Source organism: Mycobacteroides saopaulense, assembly GCF_001456355.1.
In the GTDB taxonomy this organism is placed as follows: Bacteria; Actinomycetota; Actinomycetes; order Mycobacteriales; family Mycobacteriaceae; genus Mycobacterium; species Mycobacterium saopaulense.
The window spans coordinates 647,570-663,486 of the sequence record NZ_CP010271.1 but is presented as its reverse complement, the minus strand read 5'-3'; the positions used below and the strand labels follow the sequence as shown (position 1 = coordinate 663,486).

The following is a 15,917-nucleotide window of genomic DNA, read 5'->3' as shown; positions in this document are numbered from 1 at the left end:
CTGCTCGCAGTTTCGTCCACGGAACCTGTAGTGGCATTCACTCGCCGTTCACGCCAGGGCCATGACTCGACGGTGACGGGTCCGTAGGCTTGATCCATGCGTACCGCGTTTCAGGAGCAGCTGTCCTCGCTATCGGCACAGCTGGGGGAGATGTGTGGGTTGGCCGGAGCCGCCATGGAGCGGGCCACCCGCGCATTGCTGCAGGCAGATCTCGTCCTTGCCGAGCAGGTCATCTCCGATCACGAACAGATCACCGCGATGAGTGCGGCGGCCGAGGAGAACGCCTTCGCCATCTTGGCCCTGCAGGCCCCGGTTGCCGGCGATCTACGCGAGGTTGTCAGCAGCATCCAGATCGTGGCGGACGTGGACCGGATGGGCGCCCTGGCCCTGCACGTCGCCAAGATCGCCCGTCGCCGCCACCCACAGCACGCCCTACCCGAAGAGGTCAACGGCTACTTCGCCGAGATGGGCCGCGTAGCAGTCGATTTGGGCAATAGCGCGCAAGAGGTGCTGTTGACTCGCGACCCGGAGAAGGCTGCCCGCATCAACGAAGAAGACGATGCGATGGACGATCTGCACCGGCACCTGTTCACCGTGTTGATGGACCGCGAGTGGAGGCACGGGGTGGCAGCCGCTGTCGACGTGACGCTGCTGGGCCGCTTCTACGAGCGCTTCGCCGACCACGCAGTGGAGGTCGCCCGGCGGGTCATCTTCCAGGTGACCGGAAGCCTGCCGCCCGACGGCCAGGACCACCTGACCGCCATCTAGCGCGTCACGGCACCAGGACGATCTTTCCGCGGGTGTGCCGACGCTCCAACAGCTCGTACGCGCTGCGCACCTCATCCAACGGAAAGGTTTGCGCAACAAGTACTTCCAGCTTTCCCTCGACGATCAACGCTGCCAACTCGGAGAGTACCTGCGGCGATGACCCCTCGGCGTTGCCGACGCTTTGTACGCCGAAGCGTTCCACCGCCGCGAAGTCGATGATGGTGTCGACGCGCCGCGGATCCACCCCGAGCTCGTTGACCGCCAACTCCACGTACCCACCACCGAAGAAGTCGAGGAAGGCATCGACCCGCCCCTGCGGGGCCGCCGCCCTGATTCGGTCGGCCAATCCGTCGCCGTAGTTGACCGGGATGACACCGTGCGCGGTGAGCCACTCGTCGTTGCCCGGCCCCGCGATACCGATCACGGTGGCGCCGGCCGCCTTGGCGAGCTGCACCGCGAGGGTACCCACTCCTCCTGCGGCGCCGGCCACCACGACAACGTCGCCCGCGGTCAGCTCGACGGAGCCGACCGCGGCGTAGGCGGTAGTACCGGCGACGAACAGGCTGCCGGCCACCTCCCATGAGAGATTCTCGGGTTTGGTGACCAGCTGACTGGCCGGGACAACGACGAACTCGGCGTGGCTGGCGCGGTCATCGGTGTAGCCGAACACCTCGTCCCCCGCCGCGAATCGCGCCACCCCGTGGCCGGTCTCCACCACGACACCCGACAGGTCGCTGCCCTGACCGGACGGGAAGGTCGCCGGGAATCTGTCGTGCAGGGCTCCCTTGCGAATCATCGCCTCACCGGGGTTGATCCCCGCGGCACGCACCTGCACGAGCACCTCGTCGACCCCGGGGGACGGTCGCGGTACATCGCGCACCTGCAGGACGTCGATATCGCCGTACTGATCGAACTGCACTGCCTTGGTCATAGTCACCACAGTAGGTGCTATTTCCCAGGGGGCGCCGAAATCGCTGGCTCAGTGACGACTCAGCCGAAGCGGCCGGAGATGTAGTCCTCGGTGGCCTTCTGGGACGGGTTAGAGAAGATCTTCTCGGTGTCGTCGATCTCCACCAGCATGCCCGGTTTGCCCGCGGCCTCCAGGTTGAAGAATGCGGTCTGATCGCTGACGCGCGCAGCCTGCTGCATGTTGTGAGTGACGATCACGATGGTGAACTCCTGCTTGAGCTCGGAGATCAGGTCCTCGATGGCCAGCGTGGAGATGGGGTCCAGAGCAGAGCACGGCTCGTCCATCAGCAACACATCCGGCTGCACCGCAATGGCTCTGGCGATGCACAGACGCTGCTGTTGACCGCCGGAGAGGCCGCCACCCGGGCGGTCGAGACGGTCCTTGACCTCGTTCCACAGATTCGCGCCCTGCAGGGAACGCTCGGCGACCTCGTCGAGGGTCTTCTTGCTACGCACACCCTGCAACCGCAGACCGGCCACCACATTGTCACGAATCGACATGGTGGGGAATGGGTTTGGCCGCTGAAACACCATGCCGATGGTCTTACGCACCGACACCGGGTCCACTCCGGCCCCGTAGATGTCGGCGCCGTCGAGCAATACCGAGCCCTCGACACGGGCACCGGGAGTCACCTCGTGCATCCGGTTGAGGGTGCGCAGCACGGTCGACTTGCCGCAGCCGGACGGGCCGATGAAGGCCGTCACGCTGCGAGGCGGAACCGACAGCGCGACATCCTGCACGGCGTGGAACTTGCCGTAGAAGATGTTGACGTCCTTGAGATCGAGACGCTTGGCCATGACTACCTTCCTAGACCTTTTTCGGCGCGAAGAAACGCGAAATGAGCTTGGCGATCACATTGAGAATCGCGACCAACAAGATGAGAGTGAGAGCGGCGCCCCACAACCGGGACTCGGCCAGCCCCACCACCGAACCGCTGCGCTGGTCGAGCATCATGCCCGGCAGCGAGGCCATCTCGCCGCCGAACATGTCGAAGTTGATCAGCTTGCTGTAGCCGACGAGCACCAGCAGCGGCGCTGTCTCGCCCATGACGCGGGCCAGCGCCAGCATCACACCGGTGACCACGCCCGACAGCGCGGTGGGCAACACGATGCGGGAGATGGTCTTCCACTTGGGCACGCCCAGCGCGTAGGACGCCTCGCGCAGATCGTTCGGGACAATCTTGAGCATCTCCTCCGAAGAACGCACCACCACCGGAATCATCAACAGCACCAGGGCAAGTGATACCGCCAGACCCGACCGCGGCAAGCCGAGGGTGGCCACCCACAGGGCATAGATGAACAGCGCGGCGACGATGGACGGCACACCGGTGAGGATGTCGACCATGAAGGTGGTGAGCTTGGCCAGCCGGGAGTCGGCCCCGTACTCGACCAAGTAGATGGCCACGAAGATGCCGATGGGCACCGAGATGATCGCGCAGAACAAACCCTGGAACAGGGTGCCGACGATGGCGTGATACGCACCGCCACCGGCGATCCGGTTGGTCATCATGTTCTGCGATTTGAACCACCAGTCCGCACTGAGGACGGCGCCGAGTCCGCGATCCAGCACGGTGTAAAGCACCCATACCAGCGGGATCAGCGCGATCAGCACCGCGGCCGAGACCAGCACCGTGGCAATGGCGTTGGTGGTCTTGCGCCTGGCCGAGAGCGGATGGAATGCGGGTTCCTTCACCGGCCTGTCAAGAGTCGCGGTCATGCCCGGCCCTTTCCGCCGACGACGGCACGTGCCGCCGAGTTCACCAGGAAGGTCAATACGAACAGCACGAGCCCGGCCGCGATGTACGCACCGGCCTCCAGCTCGTTGTTGAATTCCGATGCATTGGAAGCGATATGAGTGGCGAAGGTGCTGCCGCTGTCGAACAGCGACCAGCCGAAGGCCACCGAGGTGCCCGAGAGGATGAGCATCAGCGCGATGGTCTCGCCCAGCGCACGACCGAGCCCCAGCATGGAGCCGCTGACGTATCCGGAGGCTCCGAACGGAATGATAGTGGTGCGCACCACTTCCCACTTGGTGGCGCCCAATGCCAGGGCGGCCTCGATCTGCCCCTTCGGAGTTTGGATGAACACCTCGCGGGTGACGGCAGCGATGATCGGCAGGATCATCACCGCCAGCACGATGCCACCGGTGAACAGGTTGCCGCCGCCGCCGATGTTCACGGGGCTGTCGGCGAACAGCGGGATGAATCCCAGGTTCCTGTTGAGCCACAGGGCAATCGGCGCGATCGCTGGCGCCAGCACGTAAATGCCCCAGAGACCGTAGACGATCGAGGGCACCGCGGCGAGCAGGTCGATGACGTAGGCCAGCGGACCACGCACGCGTGCGGGTGCGTATTCGGTCAGGTAGATCGCGATCCCGAGTGCCACGGGCATCGCGAGCAACAGCGCGAAGATCGAGACGAAGACGGTGACCGAGAACAAGTCGAGGACGCCGAAGTGCATGTGCGCCGTGTCATCGGTGCGCCACGGGCCGTTGTAGAGGAAGAAGTTCTCCTCGTCGTTGCTGAGCGCGGGCACGGCACGCAGGATGAGGAAGACCGCGACCAACCCGATGAGCGCGACGACGAAGATCCCGGAACCGGTCGCGAGTCCGGAGAAGATACGGTCTCCGGGCCGTACCACCCCCCGCGGCTTCGCTTCCCGTTCAGCGTCTTTGCCACCCATCGCCTCGGGGATCATCAGGGTTTGCGTCTCCTCGGATAGGGCTCGGTCATGATCTGCCGGACTGGCTATCCCTACGGGATCGATCCCGCTGGTCTGGCTGCTCATCGGACTCGCTGTCTATGTCGTCGATGGTACGTCCCCACCCGGATTGCCCAAGCTCGCCGGGTGGGGACGAAACCGCTGCTAGGAGAGCGCCTTGATGGCCGTCTCGAGGCGGGACTTGAACTGCGTGGGCAGCGGGGCGTAGCCGACATCGGCCAGACCCTTCTGTCCCTGGTTCACCGCGACCGTCAGGAACGACTTCACCGCGGCGGCGACGTCGGCGTCCTTGTATCCCTTGGAGCAGACGATCTCGTAGGTGGCCAGCACGATCGGGTACGCGCCGGCGGTCTTGGTCCCGTAGATCGAGGCCAGGTCCAGCTTGAGGTCGTTACCCTCGCCCGCGAACTTGGCGGTCTCCACCGAAGCGGCGGCGGTCTCCGGGGTCAGCGCCACGGCACCGGCACCGCTGTCGATCTGCGCGTACGGCATCTTGAGGTCGTCGGCGTAGCCCTTTTCCACATAGGTGATGGCACCGGGCAGCGCCTTGACCTTCTCGGCAACACCCGAGGACTTCTCGGCGCTCTCACCCGCGCCACCTTCCCAGGTGCCGCTGCTGCCCTTGGTCCAGCTTTCCGGAGCCGCGGTGGTGAGGTACTTGCCGAAGTTCTCACTGGTTCCGGACTTGTCCTTGCGGTACACCGGCGTGACCCTGGTGTCGGGCAGCGTCGCGCCCGGGTTCAGGGCGGCGATGGCCGGGTCATTCCAGGTGGTGATGGCACCGGTGAAGATCTTGGCGGCGGTATCCGCGTTCAGAACCAGCTTGTCGACACCGGGGAGGTTGTACGCCAAGGCAATCGGACCGAAGACGACGGGCAGGTTCCATGCCTCGTTGCCGCTGCAGCGCTCCTTGGCCTTGCCTGCTTCTTCCTCGGACAGCGCCGAGTCGGAACCGCCGATGTCGACCTGGCCGGCGATGAAGTTGTCGCGTCCCTTGCCCGAACCGGTGGGGTTGTAGTTGATCGACTTTCCGGAGCATGCGGTCGAGTACTCATTGGCGAAGATGTCGAAGGCGTTCTTCTGGGCCGAGGAACCCTCGGCACTCAGCTTGGCCTTGCCCGCACAGTCGCCCGATGCGGAAGCAGAGCCTGAGGCGCTGGAGGAGGAGCCTCCGGTGGTGTTGTCGGTACCGCAGGCGGCGAGGCTTGCGGACAGAGCGACCGCGGCGGCGGCCGCGAAGATCGTGGTGCCGGTGTTCTTGAAGTTCACGGCCTTGAGGTTCACGGCTCTCGCTTTCTGGCATGTGTGATGGACGACGGTGATGGGGATGGAGCTTCTACGCGCACCCCGGAAACTAAAGGCAGTCGATGGACGGGCACCCGCCCACAGGTGAACGGAAAGTGAACTCACAGACTTGACAGTCCGGTCGTTATCGCAGGTAAACGCCTTGTCAGCCGCGACCGTAGGCGGCGTCGGTGAGAGCCACCCCGAATCCGAGCCGCTCATAGGTCCGTAAGGCCGCCGCGTTGTCCGATTCGACGTACAGCAACACGGTATGCAAGCCGACCGCTGCCAGATGATGCAGCCCCACCAAGGTCAGCAGGTGGCCCAGTCCACGTCCCTGTGCGGCGGGGTCAACCCCGACGACGTACACCTCACCCACCCCCGGCTTGTCCAAATGCTTTTTGGTCCAGTGGAATCCGAGGAGGTCGCCAGTCTGCTCGTCAAACGCCAGGAACAGTCCGCGCGGATCGAACCACGGTTCGGCGAACCTCCCCGTCAGGTCGTCGAGCGTCCAGCCCCCTTGTTCCGGATGCCAGGCGAATGCGGCGTTGTTGACACGCAGCAGCTCCGAATCATCTTGTGGTCCAGCGTAATGGCGGATCACGACGCTGGAGTCAGCAGAGATCGTAGGGAGCTCTGCCAGCGGCCGCCGCATCTGGTGCAGTCGCCGTAGGGCCACCAGCCCCAACTTGGCGGCCAGTGCCCTGGCCGCGGGCAGGTTGCCGTGGGCCCAGATCCGGGTGGCCTCACCACCCTTCGCGAGAGCCTGTCGAATCAGCTCCGAGCCGATTCCCCGGCGGCGGGCCGCCGGCGCGACCACCAATTCGGCCATGGCCGTGGCACTCTCGGGGGCGGCCTGGTCCGGCAGTACCACATTGAGATACGCCACCACGTCGTCCCCTTCTTCGACGACAAGGTGCTTGGCCGCGGTTCCGCGGAGCTCGCGCAGCACCTGCTCCCCGACCGGTGCAACGCCGTCGACGCGGGAGGCCTCCACGATCAACTCGCGGATCTGTAGTTGGCGCTGATCGTCGAGGAGCGGGACCCATTCGGTCATACCGCCACGCTAGTCGGGGGATTCACCCCGCGTTGAGGGTCCCTTGCTCGGCAGCGAAGTCCTCGTCGGCGCCGTCCTCGTCGACCACATCGTCGTCGACATCGGATTCCTCGGCATCGGAACTCTCGGGCGCTCCGGAGTCACCCTTCGCGCGCGGCGGGCGCACCGCCTTGTAACCGACGTTGCGCACGGTTCCGATGAGCGACTCGTATTCGCCGCCGAGCTTTGCGCGCAGTCGACGCACATGGACGTCCACGGTGCGAGTGCCGCCGAAGAAGTCATATCCCCAGACTTCCTGGAGCAGCTGGGCCCTGGTGAAGACACGGCCGGCGTGTTGGGCCAGATACTTCAGAAGCTCGAATTCCTTGTAGGTCAGATCCAGCGGGCGTCCGCGCAGCCGTGCGGTGTAGGTGCCCTCGTCGATGACCAGCTCGCCGAGCACCACCTTGCTGGCGTTCTCCACATTGACCGCGCCGGCGCGTCGTCCCACCAACAGACGCAGTCGCGCATCGATCTCGGCAGGGCCCGTTCCGGGCAGCAGGATGTCGTCCAGACCCCAGTCGACGTTGACCGCCACCAGGCTGCCCTCGTTGACCACGGCGACCACCGGCACCGACGATCCGGCCGCACCCAGCAGTCGGCACAGGCCGCGCGCGGAAGCCAGATCGGTGCGCGCGTCGACGATGGCGACGTCGGCCGAACCTGCTTCCAGGAGCGAGGACACCTCGCTGGGCACCGGTCGCACGGTATGGGCGAGCAGCGACAGGGACGGCAGCACCGCATCCGGATTTGAGTCAGCGGTCAGCAGCAACAGGTCCAACGAGCCCTCCAACACCCGGGTGCTTCGGTCTCCAGGTGTTCCATAATGTACCGCGCCACCTGCTGGTAAGCGCGGATGAGCCGTTTACGTCAAGACCACAAGCGCGGATTGAGCCGCCTGTGTGAACCGCGGCGAGCCCCGTCGTGAACGGCGGACGCGTGGCAATACGCCAGAATATGCAGATGCGCAAACCCCTAATCGCTGCCATCGCGGTGGTGTGTGCACTGGCAATCGCGGCCACCGGCACCGATTTCGGATTTGCGATCTACGCCGAGTATCGGCTGTCCCGGACGCTGCGCGCCGAGGCGAACCTGAGCTCCGATCCGTCGGTCGCCATCCTGGTGTTTCCCTTCATTCCTCAAGCTCTTGCACACCGCTACAAGGAAGTGGAGATCAAGGCGCACGGTGTCGACCACGCCGAAACGGGGAAGGCGACCCTGGAAGGCACATTGCATGGCATCGACATCTCCAAGGCGTCTTGGCTGATCCGTCCCGACTCCCCGCTGCGCGTGGATCGGGTGGAGAGCCGGATCATCATCGACTCCAATCACCTGGGTCGATTCATGGGGATCAACGACCTCGCTGTGGAGCCGCCCCCCAAGGAACAGAACGATGCCACCGGCGGCACCACCGAATCCGGCATCTCGACGGGAACGGGCCTGCTGTTCACCGGGACACCGAAGACAGGCGAGTTCCAGCACAAGGTGACGGTGTCCGTCGACGTGTCCGTCGGTGGACCCGACAAGACAGATCTGCAGTTCGTCGCCACATCGGTGGTGACGGGCCCCGGGACGGCCGACCGTGATGTGCCCGAAGAACAGCAGGCCGGCGTGTTCTCCGCGTTCACCAAGGTGGTCCCCCGGCAAAAGCTGCCCTTCGCGATCGAACCAACAACGGTCGGCGCACGTGGATCAGATGTGATCATCGAAGGTATCGCCAAGGGAGTAACCATCTCCCTGGACGCGTTCAAGCAGTCATGACGCCAGGTTTGTCCGCTCTGCAGGTGAGCGGCTCGTCGCCACTGGTGACCGCGGTCATTGCCATCGCGGTCGCGCTGCTGGCATCGAGCCTTATCGCGGTGGCCATCCGGAGCAGGGCCGGCAAGCTGCGCGAAGGCCCGGACGGCGCGGACGAGATCCAGGCCCCGCCCGGTATTGAACTCTCGGCGACCGGACCGACGATCGTGCACTTCAGCGCGGTGTGGTGCGGTCCGTGTGCGTCGGTGCGCCGGGTCGTCGATCAGGTGTCGGCGGGCCAGCCTGACGTGGCGCACATCGAAGTCGACATCGACGCCAACCCCGACGCCGCGCGGGCGCTCTCGGTGCTTTCGCTGCCGACGACCTTCATCTTCGATGCCACCGGGCGGCAGGCCTATCGAGTGTCCGGAGTACCCAAGGCCGCGGACCTGCGGACTGCGCTGCAGGAGATCGGCTAGGCCGATCCAGATAGAACACGGTAAACTCGTCGCCGTGCAAGCCCGCCTTGAGCCGATGCTCACCAAACGACGCGCTGTCGATCTGTGCCGCGTCGCGGGCTGCTGCTGTTGTTGTTGCTAATCGCGGCCATCTTCGAGTGCATCCGCATTCAGGTCGCCAAAGGTGTAGCCATTTCCGCCACCCTTAGGAGCACAACAAACCATGACCACTGCCAACCCAACGCCTGTAATCAGTCAGGTTGACGTCCGCGGCCCTCGCTTCTCCGCCTGGGTCACCACCACCGTTCTCATCGTCACCCTGGCGGTGTCCGCCGTGTCGCCGACCGCGGCAGCGGTGATCCTGGGGCTCCAGACGGTGGTCTTTGCGATCGGCGCACTGCTGGGGCCGCACCGCGCGCCCTACGGAACGATCTTCCGGACGCTGATCCAGCCGCGGCTGAGCCCGGTTACCGAGCGCGAGCCCGTACCGCCGCTGCAGTTCGCTCAGCTGCTGGGCTTCACCTTCGCCGCGGTCGGCACCGCCGGATTCGCCACCGGCCTCACCCTGCTGGGCGTGATCGCCACCGCCTTCGCGCTCGGTGCCGCCTTCCTGAACGCCGCATTCGGCATCTGCCTGGGCTGCCAGCTGTACCCTCTCGTGACCCGCTTTCGCCGTACACAACCGTCGGCCCAATAACCCGACGAAACCACTCAGTAACCCCTGAAAGGAAGCCTTTATGGCACGCTCTGACGTACTGGTCTCCGCCCAATGGGCGCAAGACAACCTTTCCGCTCCCAACACGGTGTTCGTGGAGGTGGACGAGGACACCAGCGCGTACGACGTCGGCCACATCGAGGGCGCCGTCAGGCTGGATTGGAAGACCGATCTGCAGGACGCGGTCAAGCGCGACTTCGTCGATCAGCAGCAGTTCTCGAAGCTGCTGTCCGACAAGGGCATCAGCAACGACGACACTGTGGTTCTGTACGGCGGCAACAACAACTGGTTCGCCGCGTACGCCTACTGGTACTTCAAGCTGTACGGACACCAGGATGTGAAGCTGCTCGACGGTGGTCGCAAGAAGTGGGAGCTGGACGGCCGCCCGCTGTCCACCGACACCGTCTCGCGGCCCGCGACCTCGTACCAAGCGGCCGCGCCGGACAACTCCATCCGCGCTTTCCGTGACGAAGTGATTGCCGCCATCGGCGTCAAGAACCTGGTGGACGTGCGTTCGCCCGACGAGTTCTCCGGCAAGATCCTGGCTCCCGCGCACCTGCCGCAGGAGCAGAGCCAGCGCCCCGGGCACGTCCCCGGCGCCATCAACGTTCCGTGGAGCAAGGCGGCCAACGAAGACGGCACCTTCAAGTCGGACGAAGAGCTGGCCAAGCTCTACGCCGACGCGGGACTGGACGGTGAGAAGGAAACCATCGCGTACTGCCGCATCGGCGAGCGTTCCTCGCACACCTGGTTCGTGTTGCAGGAGCTCCTGGGACACCAGAACGTGACGAACTACGACGGCAGTTGGACCGAATACGGCTCTCTCGTGGGAGCCCCGATCGAGTTGGGAAGCTAGTTATGTGCAGTGCACCGAAGCAGGGCCTGGCCATTCCGGCGGGCGTTGACGTTGAGAAGGAAACCGTGATCACCGGCCGTGTGGTCGATGGCAACGGTCAGACGGTGGGCGGCGCATTCGTGCGCCTGCTGGATTCCTCGGACGAGTTCACCGCCGAGGTGGTGGCATCCGCGACCGGCGACTTCCGGTTCTTCGCCGCCCCAGGCGACTGGACGCTGCGGGCGTTGTCGTCAGCCGGGAACGGCACCGCGACGGTGAGCCCCACCGGCGCCGGCATCCACGAGGTCGACATCAAGATTGAGAGCTGAGCGGCCTTTCGCTCTCTCCCGAAGGCACTCAGGTGCGGATTCAGCCCGAATCCCGTACCTGAGTGCCTTTCTCGCGTCAGAACGGCGTCGTCTCAATTGGCCGTATCCGGCGCCGCGCTCGAGCTCCGGGTCGGCTGCCTGGCCTCCAGGCCGGGCAGGGGCTTGTCCGAGGGTGCCCCGCTGGGCGATGGGTTCTCCAGGCCGATGGGCTGACCGGTCGGGATGTTCTGTCGACCGGTGGCCGCCGTGGCCCCCGGTGCCACGCCACCGGCCGCCTCGGGTGTCGCGGTCTGCTGCATCGGTGACGACGGGCGGGTGCCGAATGCCTGCCCGAGCGGTCCGGCCTCATGCGGTTTCACCGTGACGTGCTTCAACTGGACGCCGAGGCGATCGCCGGGCAAGCCGACATGGGATGACTCGGGATCGGCATTGGTCATGGCCCGTGTGCCGCCCGCGTCGCGGACGCGGGGCGGCGGGGTCAACGACCAGATGGACTGCAGCCCGTAGACACCCGGGTAGTAGCCGATGTATCCGGGCGGTGTGTAAATCTGCCCGGTCGGGTCGCCCGGAACTGAGGGGTCGGCTGCGGCAGTGGGTGCGCCGAGCAGTCCGACGGCCACCAACCCGGCGATCACGCCCGTTCGGCGAATAGGTGCTCTCATACGTTGGCATCCTTATGTATGCGGTTGAGGTGCATGACAATTCAGTTCGACGGGGCGGTGTTCTGGTCTGGTCCGCTGTTGAGCGAGCCGGGCGCGATGGTTCCGTCCGACTTCGGCTGCACAGATTCGCTATCGGCGGCCGGCCGCGGTGTGTGCGTACCCGGAACCGGATCTTCCAGACCACCGGGCGCATTGGCCCCGGGCACCACACCTCCCGCGGGATTGGGCACACCGATGGACTCCGACGGCGATTCCGGACGCACGCCCGGTGCGACCCCCAACGTGGAGTTCCGCAGCGGTTCGACGCCGAGTTCCGAGCCGGGCATCCCATATTCGGCAGACACCGAGTCCGTGTTGCTCATGGCACCGGTGCCCGCGGCATCGAGCACGCGACGCGGTCGCATCCAAAAGCCGAGAATGTAGGTGTAGGCGCCCGGTTGGTGGCCGATCCGGCCCGGCATGTTGTGGTACGGCAGCCCGTCATACCCCGGCGGCGGGCCGGGAGGAGCGGGAGGGGAGGGAGCTGCCGATGCGATCGGGGCAACGAGCAGGCCAACCCCGAGGAGCATCGCGGCCAGCCCCGTTCCCCTGCTGATATGTGACGCCATCGAATGGACCACCCTCGCCTAGATCTTGATTGGTTCGCCGTAAATGGCGTACGAGGAGTGCGCATTGGTGGTCGAGATCCGCAGATACCCGTATGACCGAATGGTGACGTCACCGCCGCAGGCGTCCACCTTGACGTGCAGGTTCGTCACGTCCAGCGTTGCCCTGCCCGCCGGACTGAGCGCCATGTTCGACATCGGCAGGTCCACGATGACGCCGGGCTCAAGGTCTGTCTGCACATACCCCGTGGCTCCGGCACCCGCGGATCCGCCGATGGAGTTGCTCGACCCGAGCGATCCGGTTCCACTCACGCCGCCGGAGACGGCGCCACCCAATTGCAGACCGCTGGACACATCCGATTGGCAACCCAGCTGGTACCCCATGATGAACAGGCTGTCGAGGATCGATCCCTGCCCGCCGCTGACGGTCGCCGATGAATAGAGATTGACGAAGGCTTCCCGGGAGTTCGTCGCATTGGCGAGGTTGGGAATCGAGTTGACGACCTCGTTGTAACTGTTCAGGTGGATATGCCATCCGTCGGGCGTCACCTGATCCATGTCTTCCGGCTGCATGGTCACCGGTTCCGCCAGTGCCGCAGGCGCTTCAGCAACGGTCATACCGCAGAGAATTACCGCAATGCAGGCGGTCCAGATACGTCGAACAAACATTGCTGCCATGTGAGCCTTTCGAATGGTCCCCGATATTGCGATACTCGTGTTTGTAAAATTCACTGGAAGCGGCGAATTCGGCCGGGTCAAGGCATTCTTGGACCGACCCTCAGACAATGAAATTGCACACTTTTCACCACGATCTCCCCAGTTCATTGCTCTTCTGACGCGATAATTCCTCCGGTCGTAATTCCGTCTGATAACGGTTCCGACGCGGAGCGGGTCTCATCTAGCTAGAAAACAGTTAACGCCGCCTCGAATATTGGTTAACGGTGACCAAACTTGGAAATTGCTGCGGTTTTCCGCTATTCAGTGGGTGTGGTTTTCCCCCATAGAGGCACGGCGACCGGTCAGCTGTGGTTGCGCAGGGCCGTCTCGGTCAGCGAATTGGGTATCGACACGTCCAGAGAAGTGCCGCGCCCGATGGGACTGGCCACACTCAATTGGCCCCCCAGCGCCTCGACCCTGTCAGTCAGGCCGATGAGTCCTGACCCTTTCCGGGGGCTGGCTCCGCCGACGCCGTCATCGCGGATGGTCATCCGCAGATCCGGCCCGTCGCATCGCACAGAGACCTGCACTCGGCTCGCGGCAGAGTGCTTGGCGGCGTTGGCAAGTGCCTCAGCCAACACGTAATACGCGGCCATCTCGACCGGCGCGGCAATCGGGTCGTCGACGTTCACCTCGATGGTGACGGGAACGGCCGAACGCCGCGCCAGGGTGCACAACGCGGGCCGCAGGCCACTGGACAGGATCGCCGGATGAACACCTCGCGAGAATTCCTGTAGATCCTCGGCGACACCGATCAATCCGGCATTCAGCTCCGCAAGCTGCTCGGCCACATCCGGCAGACCTGCGGGCAATGTCGCCGTCACCATGCCGAGTCGCAGGCGCAGCGAGGCAAGGCGCTGCTGCACACCGTCATGCAGATCGCGTTCCAAACGACGACGCGCCTCGTCTCCCGCGGTCACGATCCGCGCACGTGAGGCGGTGAGCTCTTCTCGGGTGTGCGCGTTCGCGATCGCGGTGGCGGCCAGCTCCGCGAAATCGTTAACCAGTTCAGCCTCAAGGCCTTTCACTCGCAGAACAGCCGCGCCCCAGGTGCACCCGCCAACCCGGATGGGCGCGCACACACTGGCGTCGAATCCCATCGCCGGCCCGGCCTGCGCACCGTCTTCCAGCGCGAGATGGGCGCCCGGCAGATGGTCCACCCCGGTGGCGCCCGACGCCGCGATGATGGTGGCGTCGTTGCTTGTCTCATACCGCAGCAGAACCGCGGCATCGGCGTGCAGGCAATGGACCATCTCGTCGACCAACGCCGAGAACACCTCCGCAGGCGCGACACCCCGCGCGACGAGCGTCGCTATTCGGCGCAACCCTGCCTGTTGCCTGGCGACGGCAGCCGCCTCCCGACGGCGCGCTTCGACCTCATTGGTACGGGCGCGAGCCAGGCCGGCCAGCCCGTTGGCCACCAACGCGACGACCAGGAAGATCGTATGGACGATGCCGTTCTGCAGCTCGACCGACAGCACATGGCCATGCGGCCAGTCGCGCACGTAATCGAAGGTGATGGCACTGGCAATCGAGGTGGCCACCGCGAGCCGCAGGCTCCATATCGCCGACACCACCAAGATTCCGAGCAGATAGATCGCGCCCATGCGCTCGGTTGGCGCGAAATGCCGCAAGAGCAACAGCGCGATGGTCTCACCGACCAGAAAGCTTGTCGCAACAAGGATTCCGGGAATCGCAGCCGGCGGGGCACCCGGACGAAAGGGCAGCATCAGCCATCCCCGCAATCGAGGCGACGACCCGCCGTGCCCGGTGTCGACCCATCCGCCGGATACCGCGGGCGGCCCCGGCGACAGCATGGAGGTGGTGGGAGCCACGTCTCGAACTTCCTTACCTCTGGGACCCAGATATGTCCTGCCACTTCGAATATAGCCACACAGGAAGTGCCGCTACCCTGGCGCCGTGGCCGCCCCGCGCGTGGTAATCGCCGATGACGACGTACTCCTTCGGGAAGGGATCGCAAGCCTTCTGGACCATTCGAACTTCGAGGTTGTGGGCCAGGCGCGTGATGCGGTCGAGCTGATGACCTTGGTCAGAGCTCACAAGCCTGATCTTGTGGTCACCGATATCCGGATGCCGCCGACGCACACCACCGAAGGACTCGATGCGGCCCGGGCAATTCACAAGGAGTTCCCAGAAACCGGTGTGCTCGTCCTCTCCGCACATGTGGAGGCGGAGTACGCCATTGAGCTCGTGGCCACCGGAGAGGGACGGGGCTATCTCCTCAAGAGCCGCATCGGCGATGTCGCGGACTTCCTCGATGCGTTGAACCGTATCGCCGCAGGGGCCGCGGTATTGGACCCCGCTTTGGTCAAGGAACTGGTCATGGCCCGCCGTGGGGACCACCCCGTCGACGCGCTGAGCGGGCGGGAAAGAGAGGTGCTGGCGGTGATGGCCGAGGGACTGTCGAACACCGGTATCGCCCGTCGGCTGTGGATTACCGAGAGCACCGTGGAAAAGCACGTTCACAACGTGATGACGAAGTTGAATCTCACCGAAACCGACGAATATCACCGCCGGGTGCTGGCGGTGATCACCTTCCTGGCGGGCACCTGACGCCGGCTACGACGCCGTGTTGCCGCAGACAACGCCGGGGTTCTCACATTCGGGGCCGGTGGCGTCGGGCAACTGCACCCATTCCGGTTGGCCCCGTTGACTTTGCACCTGGTCGGGATACCAGATTCCGGTACGACAGATGACGCCCCTGTCCATGCACTGAGGTCCGGTACCACTGGGGTGATCGACCCAGCCACCGGCGCTGTCGCGCGGCTGCTGCGCCTCGCTGGGCGCCATGCCGCCGTCGAGCCACTCGCCGTCATGGTTCGGTGACGGCACCGGAGTGGGCTTGACGGGTGCCGCGTAGGCAAGCGCCGGTGTGGCCAGGGTCAGCGCCAGCGCGACCATACCCGCACCAATTCCGGACAGGAATGACTTTGATTGCCGCACAGCTGGTTTCTTATCCACGACGCCCACGCCGTTATCGTCCCGCGCACGCCATCTGCC

Annotated in this window: 19 protein-coding genes and 1 pseudogene; 8 read left to right on the top strand and 12 right to left on the bottom strand. The window is 64.9% G+C overall.

Annotated features, from left to right (window positions below; translation table 11 throughout):
- The first annotated feature begins 96 nt into the window (after positions 1-96).
- Positions 97-768 (top strand): phosphate signaling complex protein PhoU, encoded by a 672-nt coding sequence (phoU, locus tag MYCSP_RS03355; RefSeq protein ID WP_088413174.1) that lies wholly within the window; start codon positions 97-99, stop codon positions 766-768.
- A gap of 4 nt (positions 769-772) precedes the next feature.
- Here the strand turns inward: phoU and MYCSP_RS03350 are convergent, their stop codons facing one another.
- The 7 genes and pseudogenes from MYCSP_RS03350 to MYCSP_RS03320 all read right to left on the bottom strand — a co-directional run bounded on the left by MYCSP_RS03350 (position 773) and on the right by MYCSP_RS03320 (position 7,619).
- Positions 773-1,699, bottom strand: a complete 927-nt coding sequence (locus MYCSP_RS03350) for an NADP-dependent oxidoreductase (RefSeq protein WP_088413173.1) — start codon at positions 1,697-1,699, stop codon at positions 773-775.
- 59 nt (positions 1,700-1,758) lie between these two features.
- The gene (gene pstB / locus MYCSP_RS03345) at positions 1,759-2,535 is read right to left on the bottom strand and encodes a phosphate ABC transporter ATP-binding protein PstB (RefSeq protein WP_070913113.1); all 777 of its coding nucleotides are present in this window, start codon (positions 2,533-2,535) and stop codon (positions 1,759-1,761) included.
- Between the two features lie 10 nt (positions 2,536-2,545).
- On the bottom strand, positions 2,546-3,454 hold the full coding sequence (gene pstA / locus MYCSP_RS03340; RefSeq protein WP_083018006.1) for a phosphate ABC transporter permease PstA: 909 nt from the start codon (positions 3,452-3,454) through the stop codon (positions 2,546-2,548).
- Positions 3,451-4,398: pseudogene (pstC, locus tag MYCSP_RS03335) on the bottom strand (phosphate ABC transporter permease subunit PstC); the annotation flags it as partial. The gene pstA and the pseudogene pstC, both read right to left, overlap by 4 nt.
- 204 nt (positions 4,399-4,602) lie before the next feature.
- Positions 4,603-5,742 (bottom strand): phosphate ABC transporter substrate-binding protein PstS, encoded by a 1,140-nt coding sequence (gene pstS / locus MYCSP_RS03330; protein WP_088413171.1) that lies wholly within the window; start codon positions 5,740-5,742, stop codon positions 4,603-4,605.
- Between the two features lie 166 nt (positions 5,743-5,908).
- A complete protein-coding gene (gene mshD / locus MYCSP_RS03325) occupies positions 5,909-6,799 on the bottom strand; it encodes a mycothiol synthase (RefSeq protein ID WP_083018000.1) in 891 nt (296 codons plus the stop codon).
- 22 nt (positions 6,800-6,821) lie between these two features.
- A complete protein-coding gene (locus tag MYCSP_RS03320) occupies positions 6,822-7,619 on the bottom strand; it encodes a winged helix-turn-helix transcriptional regulator (protein ID WP_083018027.1) in 798 nt (265 codons plus the stop codon).
- A 176-nt stretch (positions 7,620-7,795) separates the two neighbouring features.
- On the opposite strand from MYCSP_RS03320, the gene lmeA reads away from it, so the two are divergent.
- From lmeA to MYCSP_RS03295, 6 genes are all read left to right on the top strand, one after another.
- The gene (lmeA, locus tag MYCSP_RS03315; protein WP_083018025.1) at positions 7,796-8,599 is read left to right on the top strand and encodes a mannan chain length control protein LmeA; all 804 of its coding nucleotides are present in this window, start codon (positions 7,796-7,798) and stop codon (positions 8,597-8,599) included.
- A 44-nt stretch (positions 8,600-8,643) separates the two neighbouring features.
- Positions 8,644-9,054 (top strand): thioredoxin family protein, encoded by a 411-nt coding sequence (locus MYCSP_RS03310; protein WP_083018023.1) that lies wholly within the window; start codon positions 8,644-8,646, stop codon positions 9,052-9,054.
- Positions 8,972-9,175, top strand: a complete 204-nt coding sequence (locus tag MYCSP_RS23680) for an Ms5788A family Cys-rich leader peptide (RefSeq protein WP_407661587.1) — start codon at positions 8,972-8,974, stop codon at positions 9,173-9,175. The genes MYCSP_RS03310 and MYCSP_RS23680 overlap by 83 nt, the downstream gene beginning before the upstream one ends.
- A gap of 81 nt (positions 9,176-9,256) precedes the next feature.
- Positions 9,257-9,730, top strand: coding sequence for a DUF4395 domain-containing protein (locus MYCSP_RS03305; RefSeq protein ID WP_070913119.1), 474 nt, complete (start codon positions 9,257-9,259; stop codon positions 9,728-9,730).
- 40 nt (positions 9,731-9,770) lie between these two features.
- Entirely contained in the window at positions 9,771-10,604 is an 834-nt protein-coding gene (locus tag MYCSP_RS03300; protein WP_083017998.1) for a sulfurtransferase, read from the top strand.
- 2 nt (positions 10,605-10,606) lie between these two features.
- A complete protein-coding gene (locus tag MYCSP_RS03295; RefSeq protein WP_005064245.1) occupies positions 10,607-10,912 on the top strand; it encodes a DUF1416 domain-containing protein in 306 nt (101 codons plus the stop codon).
- A 92-nt stretch (positions 10,913-11,004) separates the two neighbouring features.
- Here the strand turns inward: MYCSP_RS03295 and MYCSP_RS03290 are convergent, their stop codons facing one another.
- The 4 genes from MYCSP_RS03290 to MYCSP_RS03275 form a co-directional block, all read right to left on the bottom strand.
- Positions 11,005-11,574, bottom strand: a complete 570-nt coding sequence (locus tag MYCSP_RS03290) for a hypothetical protein (protein WP_088413169.1) — start codon at positions 11,572-11,574, stop codon at positions 11,005-11,007.
- A 41-nt stretch (positions 11,575-11,615) separates the two neighbouring features.
- Positions 11,616-12,182 carry a hypothetical protein gene (locus MYCSP_RS03285; RefSeq protein WP_088413168.1) on the bottom strand — a complete coding sequence of 189 codons (567 nt, stop codon included), beginning with the start codon at positions 12,180-12,182 and terminating at the stop codon, positions 11,616-11,618.
- Between the two features lie 18 nt (positions 12,183-12,200).
- Positions 12,201-12,857 carry an MspA family porin gene (locus tag MYCSP_RS03280; protein WP_083017992.1) on the bottom strand — a complete coding sequence of 219 codons (657 nt, stop codon included), beginning with the start codon at positions 12,855-12,857 and terminating at the stop codon, positions 12,201-12,203.
- Between the two features lie 341 nt (positions 12,858-13,198).
- Positions 13,199-14,626: a DUF4118 domain-containing protein gene (locus MYCSP_RS03275; protein WP_083018021.1), complete on the bottom strand. Its 1,428-nt coding sequence runs from the start codon at positions 14,624-14,626 to the stop codon at positions 13,199-13,201.
- Between the two features lie 190 nt (positions 14,627-14,816).
- Between MYCSP_RS03275 and MYCSP_RS03270 the strand changes: the two genes are divergently transcribed.
- Positions 14,817-15,470: a response regulator gene (locus tag MYCSP_RS03270; RefSeq protein ID WP_083017990.1), complete on the top strand. Its 654-nt coding sequence runs from the start codon at positions 14,817-14,819 to the stop codon at positions 15,468-15,470.
- 6 nt (positions 15,471-15,476) lie between these two features.
- Here MYCSP_RS03270 and MYCSP_RS03265 read toward each other — a convergent pair whose 3' ends face one another.
- Entirely contained in the window at positions 15,477-15,818 is a 342-nt protein-coding gene (locus MYCSP_RS03265; protein WP_083017988.1) for a hypothetical protein, read from the bottom strand.
- Between the last annotated feature and the right edge of the window lie 99 nt (positions 15,819-15,917).

Bases quoted from the DNA above. Each gene is read 5' to 3' on its own strand.
- MYCSP_RS03290 (WP_088413169.1), bottom strand. From the start codon at position 11,574: ATGAGAGCACCTATTCGCCGAACGGGCGTGATCGCCGGGTTGGTGGCC.
- pstB (WP_070913113.1), bottom strand. From the start codon at position 2,535: ATGGCCAAGCGTCTCGATCTCAAGGACGTCAACATCTTCTACGGCAAG.
- MYCSP_RS23680 (WP_407661587.1), top strand. From the start codon at position 8,972: ATGCCACCGGGCGGCAGGCCTATCGAGTGTCCGGAGTACCCAAGGCCG.
- MYCSP_RS03300 (WP_083017998.1), top strand. From the start codon at position 9,771: ATGGCACGCTCTGACGTACTGGTCTCCGCCCAATGGGCGCAAGACAAC.
- MYCSP_RS03285 (WP_088413168.1), bottom strand. From the start codon at position 12,182: ATGGCGTCACATATCAGCAGGGGAACGGGGCTGGCCGCGATGCTCCTC.
- MYCSP_RS03265 (WP_083017988.1), bottom strand. From the start codon at position 15,818: ATGGTCGCGCTGGCGCTGACCCTGGCCACACCGGCGCTTGCCTACGCG.
- lmeA (WP_083018025.1), top strand. From the start codon at position 7,796: ATGCAGATGCGCAAACCCCTAATCGCTGCCATCGCGGTGGTGTGTGCA.
- MYCSP_RS03275 (WP_083018021.1), bottom strand. From the start codon at position 14,626: ATGCTGCCCTTTCGTCCGGGTGCCCCGCCGGCTGCGATTCCCGGAATC.
- mshD (WP_083018000.1), bottom strand. From the start codon at position 6,799: ATGACCGAATGGGTCCCGCTCCTCGACGATCAGCGCCAACTACAGATC.
- MYCSP_RS03305 (WP_070913119.1), top strand. From the start codon at position 9,257: ATGACCACTGCCAACCCAACGCCTGTAATCAGTCAGGTTGACGTCCGC.
- MYCSP_RS03350 (WP_088413173.1), bottom strand. From the start codon at position 1,699: ATGACCAAGGCAGTGCAGTTCGATCAGTACGGCGATATCGACGTCCTG.
- MYCSP_RS03295 (WP_005064245.1), top strand. From the start codon at position 10,607: ATGTGCAGTGCACCGAAGCAGGGCCTGGCCATTCCGGCGGGCGTTGAC.
- pstA (WP_083018006.1), bottom strand. From the start codon at position 3,454: ATGACCGCGACTCTTGACAGGCCGGTGAAGGAACCCGCATTCCATCCG.
- phoU (WP_088413174.1), top strand. From the start codon at position 97: ATGCGTACCGCGTTTCAGGAGCAGCTGTCCTCGCTATCGGCACAGCTG.
- MYCSP_RS03280 (WP_083017992.1), bottom strand. From the start codon at position 12,857: ATGGCAGCAATGTTTGTTCGACGTATCTGGACCGCCTGCATTGCGGTA.